Annotated in this window: 18 protein-coding genes; 13 read left to right on the forward strand and 5 right to left on the reverse strand. The window is 65.0% G+C overall.

The window, feature by feature from the left end:
- Window positions 1-942 carry an ACP S-malonyltransferase gene (gene fabD, locus ACRECX_RS13070; RefSeq protein WP_431559278.1) on the reverse strand — a complete coding sequence of 314 codons (942 nt, stop codon included), beginning with the start codon at window positions 940-942 and terminating at the stop codon, window positions 1-3.
- A gap of 185 nt (window positions 943-1,127) precedes the next feature.
- Here fabD and ACRECX_RS13075 point away from each other — a divergent pair, with 185 nt between their 5' ends.
- The 11 genes from ACRECX_RS13075 to purF all read left to right on the forward strand — a co-directional run bounded on the left by ACRECX_RS13075 (window position 1,128) and on the right by purF (window position 12,039).
- The gene (locus tag ACRECX_RS13075) at window positions 1,128-1,604 is read left to right on the forward strand and encodes a hypothetical protein (protein ID WP_431559279.1); all 477 of its coding nucleotides are present in this window, start codon (window positions 1,128-1,130) and stop codon (window positions 1,602-1,604) included.
- Between the two features lie 216 nt (window positions 1,605-1,820).
- Window positions 1,821-2,312 carry a 30S ribosomal protein S6 gene (gene rpsF, locus ACRECX_RS13080; protein ID WP_431559280.1) on the forward strand — a complete coding sequence of 164 codons (492 nt, stop codon included), beginning with the start codon at window positions 1,821-1,823 and terminating at the stop codon, window positions 2,310-2,312.
- 2 nt (window positions 2,313-2,314) lie between these two features.
- The gene (gene rpsR / locus ACRECX_RS13085; RefSeq protein ID WP_431559308.1) at window positions 2,315-2,554 is read left to right on the forward strand and encodes a 30S ribosomal protein S18; all 240 of its coding nucleotides are present in this window, start codon (window positions 2,315-2,317) and stop codon (window positions 2,552-2,554) included.
- A 101-nt stretch (window positions 2,555-2,655) separates the two neighbouring features.
- A complete protein-coding gene (locus ACRECX_RS13090) occupies window positions 2,656-3,636 on the forward strand; it encodes a DUF2232 domain-containing protein (RefSeq protein ID WP_431559281.1) in 981 nt (326 codons plus the stop codon).
- A 20-nt stretch (window positions 3,637-3,656) separates the two neighbouring features.
- Entirely contained in the window at window positions 3,657-4,277 is a 621-nt protein-coding gene (gene rplI / locus ACRECX_RS13095; protein WP_431559282.1) for a 50S ribosomal protein L9, read from the forward strand.
- Between the two features lie 130 nt (window positions 4,278-4,407).
- Window positions 4,408-5,667, forward strand: coding sequence for a class I SAM-dependent methyltransferase (locus ACRECX_RS13100; protein WP_431559283.1), 1,260 nt, complete (start codon window positions 4,408-4,410; stop codon window positions 5,665-5,667).
- 91 nt (window positions 5,668-5,758) lie between these two features.
- Entirely contained in the window at window positions 5,759-7,240 is a 1,482-nt protein-coding gene (locus ACRECX_RS13105) for a replicative DNA helicase (RefSeq protein ID WP_431559284.1), read from the forward strand.
- Entirely contained in the window at window positions 7,237-8,388 is a 1,152-nt protein-coding gene (gene alr / locus ACRECX_RS13110; RefSeq protein ID WP_431559285.1) for an alanine racemase, read from the forward strand. Before ACRECX_RS13105 ends, alr begins: the two co-directional genes overlap by 4 nt.
- Before the next feature lie 15 nt (window positions 8,389-8,403).
- On the forward strand, window positions 8,404-9,783 hold the full coding sequence (radA, locus tag ACRECX_RS13115; protein WP_431559286.1) for a DNA repair protein RadA: 1,380 nt from the start codon (window positions 8,404-8,406) through the stop codon (window positions 9,781-9,783).
- Between the two features lie 119 nt (window positions 9,784-9,902).
- Window positions 9,903-10,478: a CvpA family protein gene (locus tag ACRECX_RS13120; protein ID WP_431559287.1), complete on the forward strand. Its 576-nt coding sequence runs from the start codon at window positions 9,903-9,905 to the stop codon at window positions 10,476-10,478.
- A 73-nt stretch (window positions 10,479-10,551) separates the two neighbouring features.
- The gene (purF, locus tag ACRECX_RS13125; RefSeq protein WP_431559288.1) at window positions 10,552-12,039 is read left to right on the forward strand and encodes an amidophosphoribosyltransferase; all 1,488 of its coding nucleotides are present in this window, start codon (window positions 10,552-10,554) and stop codon (window positions 12,037-12,039) included.
- Window positions 12,040-12,235: 196 nt separating this feature from the next.
- Here the strand turns inward: purF and ACRECX_RS13130 are convergent, their stop codons facing one another.
- Both ACRECX_RS13130 and ACRECX_RS13135 read right to left on the reverse strand, forming a co-directional pair.
- Window positions 12,236-13,204 carry a homocysteine S-methyltransferase family protein gene (locus ACRECX_RS13130; protein WP_431559289.1) on the reverse strand — a complete coding sequence of 323 codons (969 nt, stop codon included), beginning with the start codon at window positions 13,202-13,204 and terminating at the stop codon, window positions 12,236-12,238.
- A gap of 1 nt (window position 13,205) precedes the next feature.
- Window positions 13,206-13,328, reverse strand: coding sequence for a BBE domain-containing protein (locus ACRECX_RS13135; protein ID WP_431559290.1), 123 nt, complete (start codon window positions 13,326-13,328; stop codon window positions 13,206-13,208).
- A gap of 312 nt (window positions 13,329-13,640) precedes the next feature.
- On the opposite strand from ACRECX_RS13135, the gene ACRECX_RS13140 reads away from it, so the two are divergent.
- Window positions 13,641-14,351 carry an SDR family NAD(P)-dependent oxidoreductase gene (locus ACRECX_RS13140; RefSeq protein WP_431559291.1) on the forward strand — a complete coding sequence of 237 codons (711 nt, stop codon included), beginning with the start codon at window positions 13,641-13,643 and terminating at the stop codon, window positions 14,349-14,351.
- Between the two features lie 6 nt (window positions 14,352-14,357).
- Here the strand turns inward: ACRECX_RS13140 and ACRECX_RS13145 are convergent, their stop codons facing one another.
- On the reverse strand, window positions 14,358-15,155 hold the full coding sequence (locus ACRECX_RS13145; RefSeq protein WP_431559292.1) for an MBL fold metallo-hydrolase: 798 nt from the start codon (window positions 15,153-15,155) through the stop codon (window positions 14,358-14,360).
- The gene (locus tag ACRECX_RS13150) at window positions 15,152-15,958 is read right to left on the reverse strand and encodes a TatD family hydrolase (protein WP_431559293.1); all 807 of its coding nucleotides are present in this window, start codon (window positions 15,956-15,958) and stop codon (window positions 15,152-15,154) included. The genes ACRECX_RS13145 and ACRECX_RS13150 overlap by 4 nt, the downstream gene beginning before the upstream one ends.
- A 134-nt stretch (window positions 15,959-16,092) precedes the next feature.
- On the opposite strand from ACRECX_RS13150, the gene ACRECX_RS13155 reads away from it, so the two are divergent.
- Window positions 16,093-16,422, forward strand: coding sequence for a glutaredoxin family protein (locus tag ACRECX_RS13155; protein ID WP_431559294.1), 330 nt, complete (start codon window positions 16,093-16,095; stop codon window positions 16,420-16,422).

Here is a 16,422-nt window from a genome sequence, read left to right on the forward strand (position 1 = left end):
TCAGCCTGCAAGCGCCGCCGCCGCACCCTCGAGCTCTTCGGGCGTGCCCACGCTGCGCGCCTCGATCCCATCGAAACGCCTCGCGATACCGGTCAGGACGCGGCCGGCGCCGATTTCGTAGACGCTCTTCGCGCCGTTCCTGCCGAGGAACAGCATGGTCTCGCGCCAGCGCACCATGCCCGTCACCTGGTCGACGAGGCGCGCCCTGATGGCCTCTGGCTCGGAGATGGGCTCGGCCAGCACATTGGCGACGAGCGGCACGGCCGGCGCCTTGATCTCGACAGCCGCCAGCGCCTTCCGCATGACCTCCGCCGCGGGCTGCATCAGGGCGCAATGAAACGGCGCGCTCACCGGCAGGAGCACGGCCCGCCGCGCGCCGTATTTCGGCGCCAGCGCCACAGCTCTCTCGATCGCCGCCTTGGCGCCCGAGATCACGACCTGGCCCGGCGCGTTGTCGTTGGCCGCCTCACACACGTCGCCCTCGCTCGCCGCCTTGGCCAGTTCCTGGGCTTGCGGCAAATCGGCGCCGAGCAGCGCCGCCATGGCCCCCTCGCCCACCGGCACCGCCTCCTGCATCGCACGGCCGCGCGTCTTGAGCAGCCGTGCCGTGTCGGCGAGGCTGAGCGCTCCAGAGGCGGCAAGGGCCGAGTATTCGCCGAGCGAGTGGCCGGCGACATAGGAGACGCTGGTCTTGAGCACCACCCCTTTCTCCCGCAACACCGCCATCGCCGCCAGCGACACCGCCATGAGCGCCGGCTGGGCATTCTCCGTGAGCGTCAGATCGGCTTCCGGTCCCTCCCACATCAACTTGGAGAGGTCCTGCCCAAGGGCTTCATCCACCTCAGTGAAAACGGCCTTCGCGGCGGGATAGGCCTTGGCGAGCTCGGCGCCCATGCCGACGGCTTGGCTTCCTTGGCCGGGGAAGATGAAAGCGATGCTCATATGCCGGAGGAATTGGGGTTGATGGAAGGGGGCAAAGACACCGGTTCAACCTCGCCTGTCAAGCGAGGCGGCCATTGGCCGGAACAACCGGGCCCATAGGCGCGCGAGAGCCAAAACAAACCACCGCGCGGCGGCATCAAGTGCTAAAACCCGTCCTTGATAAGCCTCCAGACGGAGTGTGCCACATGAGAGTCCCCGCCATCGTCGGCGCCCTGACCGCGTGTATCGGAGTTCTCGCCAGCATCCTTCCGCTCGCGGCAGAGACCCAGCCGTGGCCATGGATCGACCTGAAGACCCCCGACCCGGCCCTCGCCCTTCTTTCCAGGGTCGATGGGCTTACCGTGACTCCGGCCGGCCAGACCTTGAAGATTTCGGTGGAGGCCCAAGCGCCCACGCCGAAATTCACCGAGTTGCAACTCACCCCCCGGATCGGCGATCCCAAAGACCTCATCTTTGCGTTCGACGTGAGAGGCCGCACGCCCCAGGACTTTGTCGCCCAGGTGCTCACCCCGGTAACGATTGATGCGGAGTACAGTGACGTTCCGCTCGTCTCGGTCGGCGTCGTCGAGGTTTATGCCCAGGAAAACTGCCAGGCTTTCTCCCTCAAGGACAACAAGGCCGTCGAATGCACCATGAAGCCGGGCTCGCAGCAGGTCCCCTAACCGCAAGGCGGCCTTGCAAAGCGCCCGCAAATCCCTATAAAGCGGCCACCAGCAACCGCTCCGGTCGGAGGCTGAACGGAGGACCGCTCCTTTCGAGCGGCAGGCGTTAAGCCGGCCTCCCGTGTCTCCGCTCTCAAGGGCTTTCTCTTGGGCCTTTCCTTCTAAAGCGCCCATGCGAGGCTTCGCGCCGGACGAACGAAGAAGGAAAGGCAATTCATGCCTCTCTACGAGCACGTATTCTTGGCGCGCCAGGACATTTCGGCGCAGCAAGTGGAAGGCCTCTTGCAGAGCTATCGCACTCTGCTCGAGGAGAACGGCGGCACAGTCGCCAAGACCGAGTACTGGGGGCTCAAGTCCCTCGCCTATCGCATCAAGAAGAACCGCAAGGCCCACTATGCGTTGATGAATATCGACGCGACGCCCGCGGCGGTGGCCGAGCTTGAGCGCCAAATGCGCCTATCGACCGACGTCATCCGGTTATTGACCGTTAGGGTGGATGAGCACGAGGCCGGACCCTCGGCCATGATGCGCCGGTCCGACCGCGACGAACGCGACGGCCGGGGGGATCGTGGCGACCGTGGCGACCGCGACGGACGCCGCGGCGGCAGGCGCGACCGGGACCGGGACCGCGATTATGCACCGCGCGAGGCTCCCATCGAGGTGACCGGCACCGACGACGTTCCCGGTGGCACGGAGGATTCCGAATGAGCATGACCCAAGTTCAGGCCCGCCGCCCCTTCTACCGCCGGCGCAAGACCTGCCCGTTCTCCGGCGATAAGGCGCCGAAGATCGACTACAAGGACGTGAAGCTATTGCAGCGCTACGTGTCGGAGCGCGGCAAGATGGTGCCGAGCCGCATCACCGCCGTGTCCGCCAAGAAGCAGCGCGAGCTTGCGCGCGCCATCAAGCGCGCACGATTCCTCGGCCTCTTGCCGTATCTCATTCAGTAGACTGGGCTTTTTGAGGCTCAACGGGAGCCTCTGACGTGACAGAAGTTGGGGAGGCATCCCTCCCCTAACCGCTCTTCAAGGAGGCGGGACAGCGAAAACCGATGCCACCGGTCCATCTCATCATCGGCGCAGGCTCAGGCCTCATTTCGGCGGCGCTGTTTGCGTCGGCCGCCACCACGGCCGCGCTTGCCGCACTTCTCTTCTATCTATCGCCGCTGCCGCTCTGCCTCGCCGGACTTGGCTGGGGCCGCGCCGCCGCGCTGATCGGCGCGCTCACCGGCACCATCGTGATTGCCGCGAGCCTTGGGCCCACCACCGCCTTCGCCTTCGGCCTCACCATCGCCGCCCCGATCGCCCTGCTCACCCATCTCATTCTCTTGTCGCGCCCCGCCGCTGCACCGGAAGGTAACGCCGCCGGCGCGATCGAATGGTATCCGCCCGGCCGCATCGTCGGCTGGGCGGCATTGATCGCAGGCGCGCTGGCGGGGCTGCTCGTGCTTGCGCTCGGCTATGACCAGGAAAGCTACCGCGAGTCGATCCGCGAGATCCTCGACCACAGCGCGCTGAAGGAACTCGACCGCGACGGCACCGTGTTCACTCCGGAAACGATCGAAAGCCTCTCGGCCGTGCTCGCCAAGGCGCTGCCCGCCGCCTTCGCCATCGTCTGGCTTACCATCACCCTGTTCAATCTGTGGCTTGCCGGCATCATCGTCGAGGCCTCAGGCCGGTCGCTGCGCCCCTGGCCGAACCTGCACGACCTCGAAGTGCCCAATGTGTTCGTGCCGATCTTCGCCGTGGCACTCATCTTGTCGTTCATGCCAGGGGTCGTCGGCCTTCTCGCCACGGGCTTCGCCGGGGCGATGCTGTTCGCCTACGTGCTGCAAGGCCTGGCGGTGATCCACGTCTATAGCCGCGGCGTGCCCCTGCGCTGGCTGCTCCTTTTGGTGGTTTATCTCGGCATTCTGCTTTTGGGGTGGGTCGCCATCCTGGTCGCCATCCTTGGCCTCGGCGAGCCCTTGTTCGGCTTGCGCGCGCGCGGCGCCGCGAGCCAACCGCCCCCTAAAGACGACAAAACGGACTGACAACGATAGGAGTTCGAACCATGCAAGTCATTCTGCTCGAGCGCATTGGCCGTCTCGGACAAATGGGTGACGTCGTCACCGTCAAGGACGGCTACGCCCGCAATTTCCTCCTGCCGCAAGGCAAGGCGCTCCGTGCCACGGAGGCCAACCGCAAGCATTTTGAGCAGCAGCGAACCCAGCTCGAGGCGCGCGATCTGGAGCTCAAGACCGAGGCGGAGGGCGTGTCCGGCAAGCTCGGCGGCCAGACCTTCATCGTCATCCGCCAGGCAGGCGACACCGGCCAGCTCTATGGCTCCGTCTCGACCCGCGACATCGCCACGGCTGTAACCGAAGGCGGTTTCTCTATCGAGCGGCGGCAGGTCCTTCTCGACCGGCCGATCAAGACCCTCGGCCTCCATGAAGTCCGCATCTCCCTCCATGGCGAAGTCGAGCCGCATGTCGTTATCAATGTGGCCCGGTCCTCGGACGAGGCTGCCCGCCTGGCCCGCGGCGAGGATGTGACGCGGGCCATGACCCCCGAAGAAGAGGACGCGGAAGCAGCCCGGATCGCCGCCGAGAACCTGTTCGAGTCGGGCGCAGGCCCAGCCGAATCCGAGGATCAGGCGGAGCCGGAAAAGGCGGCGAGCGAGGACGAGGCGTAGACGCGACAAAGTCTTAAGGAACCGGCGCAGTAGGTTGTTGTTTTGCCTGCCTCCAGTTCTTAAGATGAACCTTGGCTCAGCTTCGGCGAATGGAGGGAGCCAGAGGTCATGATTCGGCGCGCGTGATACGATGTTTCGCCCGCTGCGTTATATCCTTGAGCGGACGGTTACGACCGGGCTTCTGAGACTGGTCGATGCCGGTGGTCGCGCCTATGCCTTTGGCGACCATAGCGGCACCCCGGTGGTCGCCCGCATCAACGACAGGCGTACCGAGTGGCGACTCGCCCTCAACCCGGTGCTCGCCGTCGGGGAGGCCTACATGGACGGCCGCCTCGTCATCGAGCAGGGCACGATCTACGATTTTCTCGAACTTCTATTGGCCAACGTCGCCCGGGGACGTTGGCCCCGCTGGCTCCATCTCATGGATTGCCTGCGTTTCGTTAGCCGGCGTCTCCAACACTACAACCCGGTCCGCCGCGCCAAGCGCAACGTCGCCCACCATTACGATCTCGACGGCTCGCTCTACGACCTCTTCCTCGACCGCGACCGACAATATTCCTGCGCCTATTTCGAACAGGAAGGGACGTCGCTCGATGCGGCACAAGAAGCAAAGAAGCGCCATCTGGCGGCCAAACTCAACCTCAAGGACGGCCTGCGCGTGCTCGACATCGGTTCGGGCTGGGGCGGGCTGGCGCTCTATCTGGCCAAGACCGCCCATGTCGAGGTCACCGGCATCACCTTGAGCGAGGAGCAGCTCAAGATCGCGCAGGAGCGCGCCCGCGCCGAGGGGCTTTCGAAGGCCGTCAAGTTCGAGCTTTGCGACTATCGCCAGCTCGATGGCCGGTTCGACCGCATCGTGTCGGTCGGCATGTTCGAGCATGTCGGCACCGCGCACTATCGGAGCTTCTTTCAGCAGGTGAGCAAGCTGCTCGCCGATGACGGCGTTGCTCTCATTCACTCGATCGGCCGGTTCGACGGGCCCGCGGCGACCAATCCCTTCATTGCCAAGTACATCTTTCCCGGCGGCTATATTCCCGCGCTTAGCGAAGTGTTGCCTGCGGTCGAGCGCGAGGGTCTACTCGCCACCGACCTGGAGATCTTGAGGCTCCACTACGCCATGACCTTGCGCCATTGGCGCCAGCGCTTCCGCGGCTCCTGGCACACGGCGGCGGAGAGATTCGGCGAGCGCTTCTGCCGCATGTGGGAGATGTACCTTGCCGGTTCGGAGACGGCGTTCCGCTACCAGAACCTCATGGTCTTCCAGCTTCAGCTGACCAAGGACCAGAGCGCCCTGCCGCTGACCCGCGACTATATGCATGACAACGAGCGGGAACTGCGCGCACGCGACGGCCAGCAGGCGCGGACACAGAAGCACCGGACCGGGCGCTAGCCACTGTCCCTTCCTGTGGGCGCATTGCGATCTCCCCGATGTTCACAGATCCGACATCTAGCCGGGCACTTGCTTTTGGCTACTGTTGGGCATGAGCGCATTGATTCGTCCAGCACCAGTCCCGGAAACCCCGGTTTTTCGCGAGGCTCCACATAATCTTGAGGCGGAGCAGGCCTTGCTCGGCGCCATCCTCGTCAACAACGAGGCGGTGGACCGGGTGTCCGGGTTTTTAAAGCCCGCCCACTTCTTCGATCCCCTGCACGCGCGCATCTACGAGACCGCCGCCAAGCTCATTCTCGGCGGCAAGCGCGCCACCCCGATCACCTTGAAGACCTTCTTCCAGGCCGACGAGCCGGTCGGCGATCTCACCGTGCCACAATATCTCGGCCGCCTCGCCGCCAACGCCACGACCATCATCAACGCCGAGGACTATGGCCGCACCATCTACGACCTCGCCGTGCGCCGTCAGCTCATCGAGATCGGCGGGGATATGGTCAACACCGCCTACGATTCGCCCATCGACGCGCCGCCGTCGGCACAGATCGAAGACGCCGAGCAGCAACTCTATGAGCTGGCCGAGACCGGCAAATACGGCTCGGGCTTCGAGCCGTTCTCATCCGCGCTCACTGACGCCATCGACATGGCGGCCAACGCCTATCGGCGCGACGGGGGCCTCTCGGGACTGGCCACCGGCTTCGCCGATCTCGACCAGCGCATGGGCGGCCTCCAGCCATCCGACCTCATCATCATCGCCGGGCGCCCCTCCATGGGGAAGACGGCGCTTGCAACCAACATCGCCTATCACGTGGCGAAGACCTACATACGCGACGCCGATTCCGAGGCGCCGCTCGACGGCGCGGTGGTTGGGTTCTTCTCTCTCGAAATGTCGGCGGAGCAGCTCGCCACCCGTATCATCGCCGAGCAGTCCTACATCCCGTCGGAGCGCATCCGCCGCGGCCGCATCGATTCCGACGAATTCGACCGCATCGTCGAGGTGTCGCAGGAGCTCCAGAACCTGCCGCTGTTCATCGACCAGACCGGCGGCATCACCGTAGCTCAGCTCGCCGCCCGCGCGCGGCGCCTGAAGCGCCAGCGCGGCCTCGGCTTCATCGTCGTGGACTATTTGCAGCTCCTGTCGGGCTCCTCGCGGCGCGCCCAAGAAGGCCGCGTGCAGGAGGTCTCTGAGATCACCACCGGCCTCAAGGCCCTCGCCAAGGAGTTGCACGTGCCGATCCTGGCGCTGTCCCAGCTCTCCCGCCAGGTGGAGCAGCGGGAGGACAAGCGCCCGCAATTGGCGGATTTGCGCGAATCCGGCTCGATCGAGCAGGACGCCGACGTGGTGTTGTTCGTGTTCCGCCAGGAATATTATCTGGAGCGCAGCCAACCCCGCGAGAACACGGAAGAGCACCGGCAGTGGCAACAAGACATGGAGGCGGTCGTCGGCAAGGCCGACGTGATCATCGGCAAGCAGCGGCACGGCCCGACCGGCACGGTGACGCTGCAGTTCACGCCGGAGTTCACGAGGTTCTCCAACCTCGCCGCGTCGGAGCGCCTGCCGGAGCGCCGGGAGTGAGCCCTGCGCGGCCGCGCGGGGAGACCTCAAACAGTCCGGTGGATGCGGATGAGAGCGCCGTCCTCACCATCGACCTCGATGCGCTGGTCGCCAACTATCGTCACTTACGTGACCTCGCCGGTTCGGCAGAGTGCGCCGCCGTGGTCAAGGCCGACGCCTATGGCCTCGGCATGGCGCGGGCCGCGCCCGCGCTGTGGCGCGCCGGCTGCAAGACGTTCTTCGTGGCGACCCTTGGCGAGGCGGAAGATTTGCGCGCACTCCTGCCCGACGTCGTCATCTATGTGTTCTCCGGCCTCTTGCCCGGCATGGCGGACGCCTATCGCGCCTCCGCTGTGCGCCCGGTCCTCAATAGCGCCGATGAGATCAGAGAGTGGGCGGAGTTCTGCGCGCGCATTGGCGAGAAGCTGCCCTGCGCCGTGCATATCGACAGCGGCATGAACCGGCTCGGTCTCTCCGCCGCGGATGTCGACGCGGTCGAACAGGCTTCCGATCTCTGGCCGGGGCTGGCCCTCTCGCTCGTCATGAGCCATCTCGCTTGCGCCGACGAACCGGAGCATCAGAAGAACATCGCACAACGCATGACGTTCGATTCGCTTCGCGCGCGCCTGCCCCAAACGCTGGCGAGCCTCGCCAACTCCGCCGGCATCTTGCTCGGTCCCGACTTCGCCTATGACCTGGTGCGGCCCGGCATCGCGCTCTATGGCGGCCACCCGCAGCGCCGCGGGCCGAACCCGTTCCGCGCCGTCGTCCACCTCAACGGACGTATCCTGCAAGTGCGCGACGTACCCCCAGGCGAGACCGTCGGCTACGGCGCCACACGCACGCTAAAGCGGCGCTCGCGCATCGCCGTCGTCTCCGTGGGTTACGCCGACGGGCTATTCCGCACGCTGTCGAGGGCGGACGGCGAAGAGGGCCCTGTCGGTTATATCGGCGCCCATCCCGTGCCCATTCTCGGCCGCGTGTCCATGGACCTCATCACCATGGACGTGACTGGCGTGCCGGAAAGCCTGTCGCACCGCGGCGCATGGGTCGAGATCCTCGGGCCCAATGTCAGCGCCCACGAGCTTGCGGCGCACGCCGGCACCATCGACTACGAGGTGCTCACCAGTCTCAGCCGGCGTGCCCTGCGCCGCTATATCGGCGGGTAGAGACTTTCTTCGGCCATGGCGAAATCCTCCAAAGCCTTCGTCTGCCAGGCATGCGGCGCGGTGACCTCAAAATGGTCCGGCAAGTGCCCGTCTTGCGGCGAGTGGAACGCCGTCATCGAGGAGGCGCCGGCGGCAAGCTCCCCTGCCCTCGTCGCCATCAAGGGCGGCAAGGGACGCCTTGCGTCCTTCGAGACCCTTGCGGCGGCGACTCGCGATGCGCCGCGGCTTAAGACCGGCATCGCCGAACTGGACCGCGTGCTCGGCGGCGGCCTCGTGCCGGGCTCCGCCGTGCTTGTCGGTGGCGACCCTGGCATTGGCAAGTCGACGCTCCTGCTCCAGGCCGCCGCCGAACTCGCCCAAGGCGGCGCGCGGGTGGTTTATCTCTCCGGCGAGGAAGCGCCGCCTCAGGTGCGCATGCGCGCGACGCGGCTCGGCATCACCGAGGCGCCGGTTGCCCTCGGCACCGAGACCAACGTGGCCAACATCATCGCCACCTTGGGCAGCGCCGCGGCACCGGCCCTTGTCGTGATCGACTCGGTGCAGACACTGTGGTCGGAGGGCTTGGAGGCCGCGCCCGGCACCATCTCGCAGCTGCGCGGCTGCGCCGCCGCCCTCATCAGCTACGCCAAGGCGAGCGGCGCCACCCTCGTGCTTGTCGGCCATGTCACCAAGGACGGCCAGATCGCCGGGCCGAAGGTGATCGAGCACATGGTCGATACGGTTCTCTATTTCGAGAGTTTGAGCGGTCATCAGTTCCGCATCTTGCGCGCCGTGAAGAACCGCTTCGGCCCCACTGACGAGATCGGCGTGTTCGAGATGCGCTACGAGGGCCTGACGGAGGTGGAGAATCCCTCGGCGCTGTTTTTGAATGACAGCGATCGCGGCACGCCGGGCACCGCGGTGCTTGCCGGCATGGAGGGCTCGAGGCCCATCCTTGTCGAAATCCAGGCGCTGGTCGCGCCATCGTCGCTTGGAACGCCGCGCCGCGCTGTGGTCGGCTGGGACCCTAACCGCCTCTCCATGCTGCTCGCCGTGCTCGAGGCCCGCTGCGGCGTCCGGCTCGGCAGCCACGACGTGTATCTAAATGTGGCCGGGGGCTTGCGCCTCGCCGAGCCTGCCGCCGACCTCGCCACCGCCGCCGCACTCCTTTCATCGTTCGCCGGCCGTCCTGCGCCCGGCGATGCTGTCTATTTCGGCGAGGTGAGCCTCACCGGGGCGGTACGGGCGGTGGGCCATACGGACCAGCGGCTGAAAGAGGCGGCAAAGCTCGGGTTCCTGCGCGCCATCCTGCCAGGGGCCTCGCTGGGCAGCGACCGCGAGGCCGAGGGCATCGCGCTGAACCCGCTTTCCCAACTGGACGAGCTCGTGGCCTGGTTCGCCCTGCCGGAAGCCTGAGATTTTGCCTGCGACAATGCGCCAGGAGGCCCCGTTGGAAGATTGCCCAGAGGGGCCATTTGTGCTTCATCGCTGGGAATCGTGATAGTCTGCCGCCTTTCCCGAGGGAGCGTTGCGACATGCCAATCTCCTGGCTCGATATCATTTTGATTGTCATCATGCTCGTCTCGGGCTTCCTGGCGATGGTTCGCGGCTTCACCCGCGAGGTTCTGTCGATATTCTCCTGGGCCATGGCAGCCGTCGCCGCCCTCTATTTTACCCCGCGCTACTACGAGCTTCTCCTCCCCTACATCGATAATCCGAGCATTGCTCAGATCGTCTTTGCCGCCGGCGTGTTCATCATCACCTTGATCATCGTGAGCCTGATCACCTTCCGAATCTCCGACAAGGTGCTGGACAGTCGGGTCGGCGCTCTGGATCGCACCCTCGGGTTCATTTTCGGCTTGGCACGCGGGTTTCTCCTCGTCGCCATTGTCTTTATTCTCTTCACCGCGCTTGCCCGCGACCAACCGGAGTGGGTCCGCAACGCGCGCTCCTATCCCATTCTTCAGCAGACCCAGGTGGCCATCGAATCCCTATTGCCGATGAACCCGGAGCAATACCTCCCCGGCGATATGGAGCCGGAAGGACAGCCCGAGGGCCAGCCTGGCGCTCCTGGCGAAGTCGCCCCGGCTCAGCCGGACCAGCCTTCGTAAGTGCTTGTGTAACGTAAAGAGTTGCGGGGCATTGAAGCCCTTGAAGGGGCGCCTATTTATGGGGAGGAGGCTTATGCCCGTGACCGAACAGGCTGACGACGTTGGCGATCCCGTCTTGAGCTGGCTCGAGGAAGACCGCCTGCACGAGGAGTGCGGCGTGTTCGGGATCTTCAATCATCCTGACGCGGCGGCGCTCACCGCCCTCGGCCTGCATGCCCTCCAGCACCGCGGACAAGAAGCCGCAGGCATCGTCACCTTCGACGGCGAGCACTTTCACACCGAGCGACGTCTCGGGCTCGTCGGCGACCACTTCACCTCCCGCCCCGTCATCGACCGCCTGAGAGGCGATATGGCCGTCGGCCATGTGCGCTATTCCACCTGCGGCGACCCGGTCATGCGCAATGTCCAGCCGCTGTTCGTCGATCTCGAATCCGGCGGCTTCTCCCTCGGCCACAACGGCAACCTCACCAATGCGCTGACCTTGCGCGAGTCCCTCATCAAGAAGGGCGCCATCTGCCAATCTACCACCGACACCGAAGTCATCCTCCACCTGGTCGCCCGCAGCGAGAAGCGCCTCTTCGTCGAGCGATTCATCGAGGCCCTGCTGCAGGTCGAAGGCGCCTACGCCCTTGTCGGCATCACCAACAAGAAGCTGGTTGGCGCCCGCGATCCATTTGGCATCCGCCCGCTGGTTCTCGGCCGGCTCGGCGAGGCCTGGGTCCTTGCCTCCGAGACCTGCGCGCTCGACATCATCGGCGCCGACTTCGTACGCGAGGTGGAGAACGGCGAGGTCGTGGTGGCCACTCGCGAGGGGCTGGAGAGTCACCGCTTCGTGCCCCAGCACCCGGCGCGGCTTTGCATCTTCGAATACATTTATTTCGCCCGCCCCGATTCCATCATCGGCGGGCGTTCGGTCTACGACGTGCGGAAAGAGATGGGCCGGCAATTGGCGTGCGAGGCGCCGGCTAACGCCGATATGGTCGTCCCCATTCCCGATAGCGGCGTGCCTGCGGCGATCGGCTACGCACAGGAATCCGGCCTGCCCTTCGAGTTCGGCATCATCCGCAATCATTATGTCGGCCGCACCTTCATCGAGCCGGAGCAGCGCATCCGCCAGCTCGGCGTGAAGCTGAAGCACAGCGCCAACGAGCTTCAGGTCAAGGACAGGCGCATCGTGCTCATCGACGACAGCGTGGTGCGCGGCACCACCTCGGTCAAGATCGTGCAGATGATGCGCGAGGCGGGCGCCAAGGAGGTGCATATGCGCATCTCGAGCCCGCCGATTACTCACCCGGATTTCTACGGCATCGACACGCCGGACCAGGATAAGCTGCTCGCCGCCACGCGCACCCTGGAAGAGATGCGCGCTTTCATCGGCGCCGATTCACTCGCCTTCCTCTCCGTCGACGGCATCTACAAGGCCATGGGCTATGATGGCCGCGACGACGACAATCCCCAGTTCACCGACCACTGCTTCACCGGCGAATATCCCACCAGACTTCGCGACCGCGAAGGCCCGCCACAGCAGAAGCAGCTCTCCTTCCTCGCCGAGGTGGGTTGACGTAGGTTCAATTCCTGCCCCAACAACCACTTTTGTTATAACTCGCTCGAAACCGAGATATAGGTAGCAGCTCCGCAAGCATTTACGGCCTGTTGGTCAACCCATCTCGCCCACATGGCGGTCCCCACACCGACCTCCCCAGCCTTCAGAGCCGCTTCTTAGCGGTCGGGCGATCCTGTCTTGTCCCCGGATACCGTCAGGCAGGGTCACTTTGGACCGCCCGCATGCGAGACAGCACCGATGCCATCTCGCGCAGGTGCGTCGCCCCGGTTCCGCAACAGCCGCCAAAGATGTCCATATGCGGATAGTGGCGCGCCAGATCGCCGATCTGCTCCCCCAGTTCGACCGGATCGCCGTCCTCGATGTGCCCCAGCTTGCAGAGCGCGATCTTTTCCATCTTCGAGGCGTTGGGCCGCACCCCGCGCAGGCGAAATATCCAGTCGCCCGGCTCTAGCGCGGGGTCGTACTCCACCGGGTGCGAACAATTCAGAAGGTAGAAATCCGGGGCGTCCAGGCCGGCCTGCGCGTCGATCTCGGTGATCGCGTCCGCCAGAGCCGGGCCGGATTTCATCCGCGACGTGCTGTCGAGCGTCAGCGAAATCGAAAGCGGCACCCCGATGCGCCCCGCGGCGCGGGCAGTGCCGACCGCCTCGGGGACGGAGTTGAACGTCATGGCACAGGCGAAATCGACCCCCGCCGCCTTGAGCGTTTCCAGTTGCACCGCGTGATAGGCCTCGGCGCTGTCGGGCGTGATGTCGGAGTTCAGCCCGTAGGCATCCCCGCGCGGGCCGACGATGCCGCCGATCAAGATGCGCGGGATCTGGCCCGCGTAGCCCTCCGCCACTTCCCGCAGAAACGCGATGGCGCGCATGTTGGCCTCTGCCAGCGTCGCGGGCGAATAGCCCAGCTTGGCGCCCCAGTCAGGGCTCGCACGATAGTCGAGCCCAGTGAGCATGACCGAAAGCCCGAACTCCGCCGCGACATTGAGTTGCGACCGGAACATATCGCGCAGGACAGACATGGCGCGCGGATCATCGAGCAGCGGTAGCATCGAGAATTCGGGCAATTCGAATCCGTGGCGATAGAGAATTTCGGTCTCGGTCCCAGCTTCGGTGAGGAAGATCTCTCCCGTTCCGGCCGGCGGGAAGGGTGACAACATCCGCATCTTATCTCTCCGGTGCGATATTCTGATTGAAGCGAAACATGTTGGCGGGATCGTATTTCGCCTTGATCTCGACCAGCCGGCGGTAGTTCGGGCCGAAGGCGGCTTCTGTCAGGGCCAGTGCCATCCTCGCCATGGCCGGGCAAATTCAGATAGATACGCCACACAGTCGTCAGGCGACGGTTCATCGCAGGACCTGCCCCCTGTCCGCACCGGCCCCGTCTCGTGTTGTAATGGTTTTTCATGATAGAGGTTACGGTGAAGGCCAACAAATCAAGATTGCAATACGGTACATGCGTTATCGAATTCCAGTGCTTTGTGCCGCTCTGACCACCCGGGGTGAAAGGCCCGGACGATCCAGTAACCACTGTCAGAAGTTGATCGTCCCCCCCGCGGTTACTGGATTGCCCGCCTTGGCAGGCAATGACAGTAATCAGCTATGGCCCCACACCGCCTCAACAACCGCATCGCGCTCGTCACCGGCGCCTCGCGTGGCATCGGCCGCGCCACGGCGATCGCGCTCGCATGCGAAGGCGCGCATGTGTTGCTCTTGGCGCGCAAGCAAAAGTCATTGGAGCCGGTCGATGACGCGATCAAGGCCGGCGGCGGCAAGGCCTCCCTCATCCCGCTCGATCTGGAAGATGGGCAGAAAATTGATGCGCTCGGGCCTTCGCTCTACGAGCGCTTCGGCCGGCTCGATATCTTCGTCGGCAATGCCGGCATTCTCGGCGGCTTGCGCCCCCTCGCCCACATCCCGTCGGAGATCTGGGAGCGGGTGCTGGCCGTCAACGTCACCGCCAATTGGCGGCTGATCCGCACCCTCGATCCCTTGCTGCGCCGCTCCGACGCAGGCCGCGTCATCTTCGTCACCTCCTCGCGCGGCGCGCGCGAGGGACCCGCTTATTGGGCGCCCTACTCCGTGTCCAAGGCGGCGCTCGAGACTTTGGCCATGACCTACGCCAACGAGACGGCGGACAGCGCCATCAAAGTGAACCTGGTCAATCCCGGTGCGACGGCCACGTCCATGCGCGCCGAGGCCTATCCGGGCGAGGACCAGACCAAGTTGAAGACGCCGGAACAGGTCGCCGAGGTCATCGTCCGCCTCGCCATGCCCGACGACACGGAGACCGGCCAGATCGTTGACGTGTAGGCGCCGTTACCCCGTCGTCAGCACCATGCCGTCATAGGCCGGTTCGACGCCCTCCGGCAGTTGCGCCGCCAGGGTCGCGTAATCAAGGTCCACATGCATATGCGTGAGCACGGCGCGCTTCGGCTTGAGCCGCGCGATCCAGGCAAGCGCCTGCTCCACGGAGAAATGGCTCGGATGGCCCGTGTAGCGGAGCGCATCGACGATCCACACATCGAGGCCCTCAAGCATCGGGATCGATTCCTCGGGGATATCGCTCACGTCCGGCGAATAGGCGATGCCGCCGAAGCGGAAGCCCAAGGTCTCGCCGGTGCCGTGGCGCTGGCGGAACGGCAGCGCCTCGATGGCACCGCCCGGGCCGCCGATATGCACCGTCTCGCCGGCGCGGATCTCATGGCCGCTCAGCACGGCCGGGTATTCGCTGCCGGGCGGCGTCTCGAAGCAATAGGCGAAGCGCTCGCGCATGAGCTTGCCGGTCACTTGATCGAAATAGACGTCGACCCGGCGCCGCCCGTTATAAGCGACGATACGCAAGTCATCGATGCCGTGGCAGTGATCGGCATGCTCGTGCGTATAGAGCACGCCGTCGAGGAGCCCGACCCGCGCGTCGATCAACTGCTCGCGCAAGTCGGGCGGCGTGTCCACCAGCACGCGCGTCGCGCCGTCCGCGCCATCGCGCTCTACGAGGAGCGCGCAGCGCCGCCGCCGGTTCCGCGGATTACTTGGGTCGCAGGCGCCCCATTCATTGCCGATGCGTGGCACGCCCCCCGACGTGCCGCAGCCGAGAATGGTGGCTTTCAGGCTCATGCGGCGCTTGACTGCGCTTTCCGCGCCGCACGCGGCACCTTCTTGAACAGCCGGAAGAAATTGTCCGTGGTGACGCGCGCCATCTCGGCCTCGCTCATCCCCCGCAAGGCGGCCAAGCGCTTCGCGGTATGAACCACGAAAGCCGGCTCGTTGGTCTTGCCGCGGTATGGCTCGGGCGCGAGATACGGCGCGTCGGTCTCGACCAGGAGCCGGTCATAGGGCACGGCGAGCGCGATATCGCGCAACGCCTCCGATTTCTTGAAGGTGACGACGCCAGAGAACGAGATATAGCCGCCGAGCGCAAGCCCGCGATGGGCAAGCTCGGCTTCGCTCGTGAAGCAATGCAGCACGAAAGGGAACGCACCCTTCTTCGTCTCCTGCTCGAGGATGCGGGCGATGTCGTCATCCGCCTCGCGCGCATGAATGACGAGCGGCAGGCTGGTCTCCCGCGCCGCCGCGATATGTGTCCTGAAGCTCTTCTTCTGGATGTCGCGCGGGCTGTGATCGTAGTGATAGTCGAGCCCAGCCTCGCCAATGGCCACGACTTTCGGGTGGCGCGCAATCTCGACCAGTTCCTCGACGGTGATGTCCGGCTCCTCGGCCACGTTGTGCGGGTGCGTCCCGATCGAGCAATAGACGTTGTCGTTGGCCTCGACGATCTCCTTCAGGTCATTGAACCGCCCGACTCGCGTCGAGATGGTTACGACCAGGCCGACCCCTGCATCGCGCGCGCGTGTCAGAACGCCGGCGAGATCGCTCTTGAGCTCGGGAAAATCGAGATGGCAGTGACTATCGATCAACATCACGGAAAGATGAAATCTCCTAAACGCTTCAAGCTGCTAGGTTGAGGTGACCGGCTCGGCTGTCCCCCTATGTGCAGCATATGGGTCGAGGAAACAATAGGGCCGGCGCGCTGAATAGGGTTAGGGATTTGCCAATGCCAAGACGCAGCCCGACTGCGCGACGCGCGTGTCTCATGACCGCGGCCGTCACACTGGCACTGGTCGTTGGCTCGGCAGTCCCCGCCACGGCCGCGTGCAGCAAGCGCGTTGTCCTGTACGACGCCTCTTGGTGCCCCTATTGCCGTCAGGTCAGGGCGATCCTGGCACGCCACAACATCAAATACACCATTCGCGACGCCACCACCGCGCGGGTCCAATCCGACATGGTCAAGCGTTTCGGCGACACGGCGGTGCCGCGGACCATCATCGGCGGCGTCCTTATCGAGGGCGTCGATGAGGCGCGCATCAAGCAGCTCTGCCGCTAG

It is taken from the genome of Methyloceanibacter sp., from assembly GCF_050726195.1.
Classification (GTDB): Bacteria; Pseudomonadota; Alphaproteobacteria; order Rhizobiales; family Methyloligellaceae; genus Methyloceanibacter.

Bases quoted from the DNA above. Each gene is read 5' to 3' on its own strand.
- fabD (WP_431559278.1), bottom strand. From the start codon at position 942: ATGAGCATCGCTTTCATCTTCCCCGGCCAAGGAAGCCAAGCCGTCGGC.
- ACRECX_RS13075 (WP_431559279.1), top strand. From the start codon at position 1,128: ATGAGAGTCCCCGCCATCGTCGGCGCCCTGACCGCGTGTATCGGAGTT.
- rpsF (WP_431559280.1), top strand. From the start codon at position 1,821: ATGCCTCTCTACGAGCACGTATTCTTGGCGCGCCAGGACATTTCGGCG.
- rpsR (WP_431559308.1), top strand. From the start codon at position 2,315: ATGACCCAAGTTCAGGCCCGCCGCCCCTTCTACCGCCGGCGCAAGACC.
- ACRECX_RS13090 (WP_431559281.1), top strand. From the start codon at position 2,656: ATGCCACCGGTCCATCTCATCATCGGCGCAGGCTCAGGCCTCATTTCG.
- rplI (WP_431559282.1), top strand. From the start codon at position 3,657: ATGCAAGTCATTCTGCTCGAGCGCATTGGCCGTCTCGGACAAATGGGT.
- ACRECX_RS13100 (WP_431559283.1), top strand. From the start codon at position 4,408: ATGTTTCGCCCGCTGCGTTATATCCTTGAGCGGACGGTTACGACCGGG.
- ACRECX_RS13105 (WP_431559284.1), top strand. From the start codon at position 5,759: ATGAGCGCATTGATTCGTCCAGCACCAGTCCCGGAAACCCCGGTTTTT.
- radA (WP_431559286.1), top strand. From the start codon at position 8,404: ATGGCGAAATCCTCCAAAGCCTTCGTCTGCCAGGCATGCGGCGCGGTG.
- ACRECX_RS13120 (WP_431559287.1), top strand. From the start codon at position 9,903: ATGCCAATCTCCTGGCTCGATATCATTTTGATTGTCATCATGCTCGTC.
- purF (WP_431559288.1), top strand. From the start codon at position 10,552: ATGCCCGTGACCGAACAGGCTGACGACGTTGGCGATCCCGTCTTGAGC.
- ACRECX_RS13130 (WP_431559289.1), bottom strand. From the start codon at position 13,204: ATGCGGATGTTGTCACCCTTCCCGCCGGCCGGAACGGGAGAGATCTTC.
- ACRECX_RS13135 (WP_431559290.1), bottom strand. From the start codon at position 13,328: ATGGCACTGGCCCTGACAGAAGCCGCCTTCGGCCCGAACTACCGCCGG.
- ACRECX_RS13140 (WP_431559291.1), top strand. From the start codon at position 13,641: ATGGCCCCACACCGCCTCAACAACCGCATCGCGCTCGTCACCGGCGCC.
- ACRECX_RS13145 (WP_431559292.1), bottom strand. From the start codon at position 15,155: ATGAGCCTGAAAGCCACCATTCTCGGCTGCGGCACGTCGGGGGGCGTG.
- ACRECX_RS13150 (WP_431559293.1), bottom strand. From the start codon at position 15,958: ATGTTGATCGATAGTCACTGCCATCTCGATTTTCCCGAGCTCAAGAGC.
- ACRECX_RS13155 (WP_431559294.1), top strand. From the start codon at position 16,093: ATGCCAAGACGCAGCCCGACTGCGCGACGCGCGTGTCTCATGACCGCG.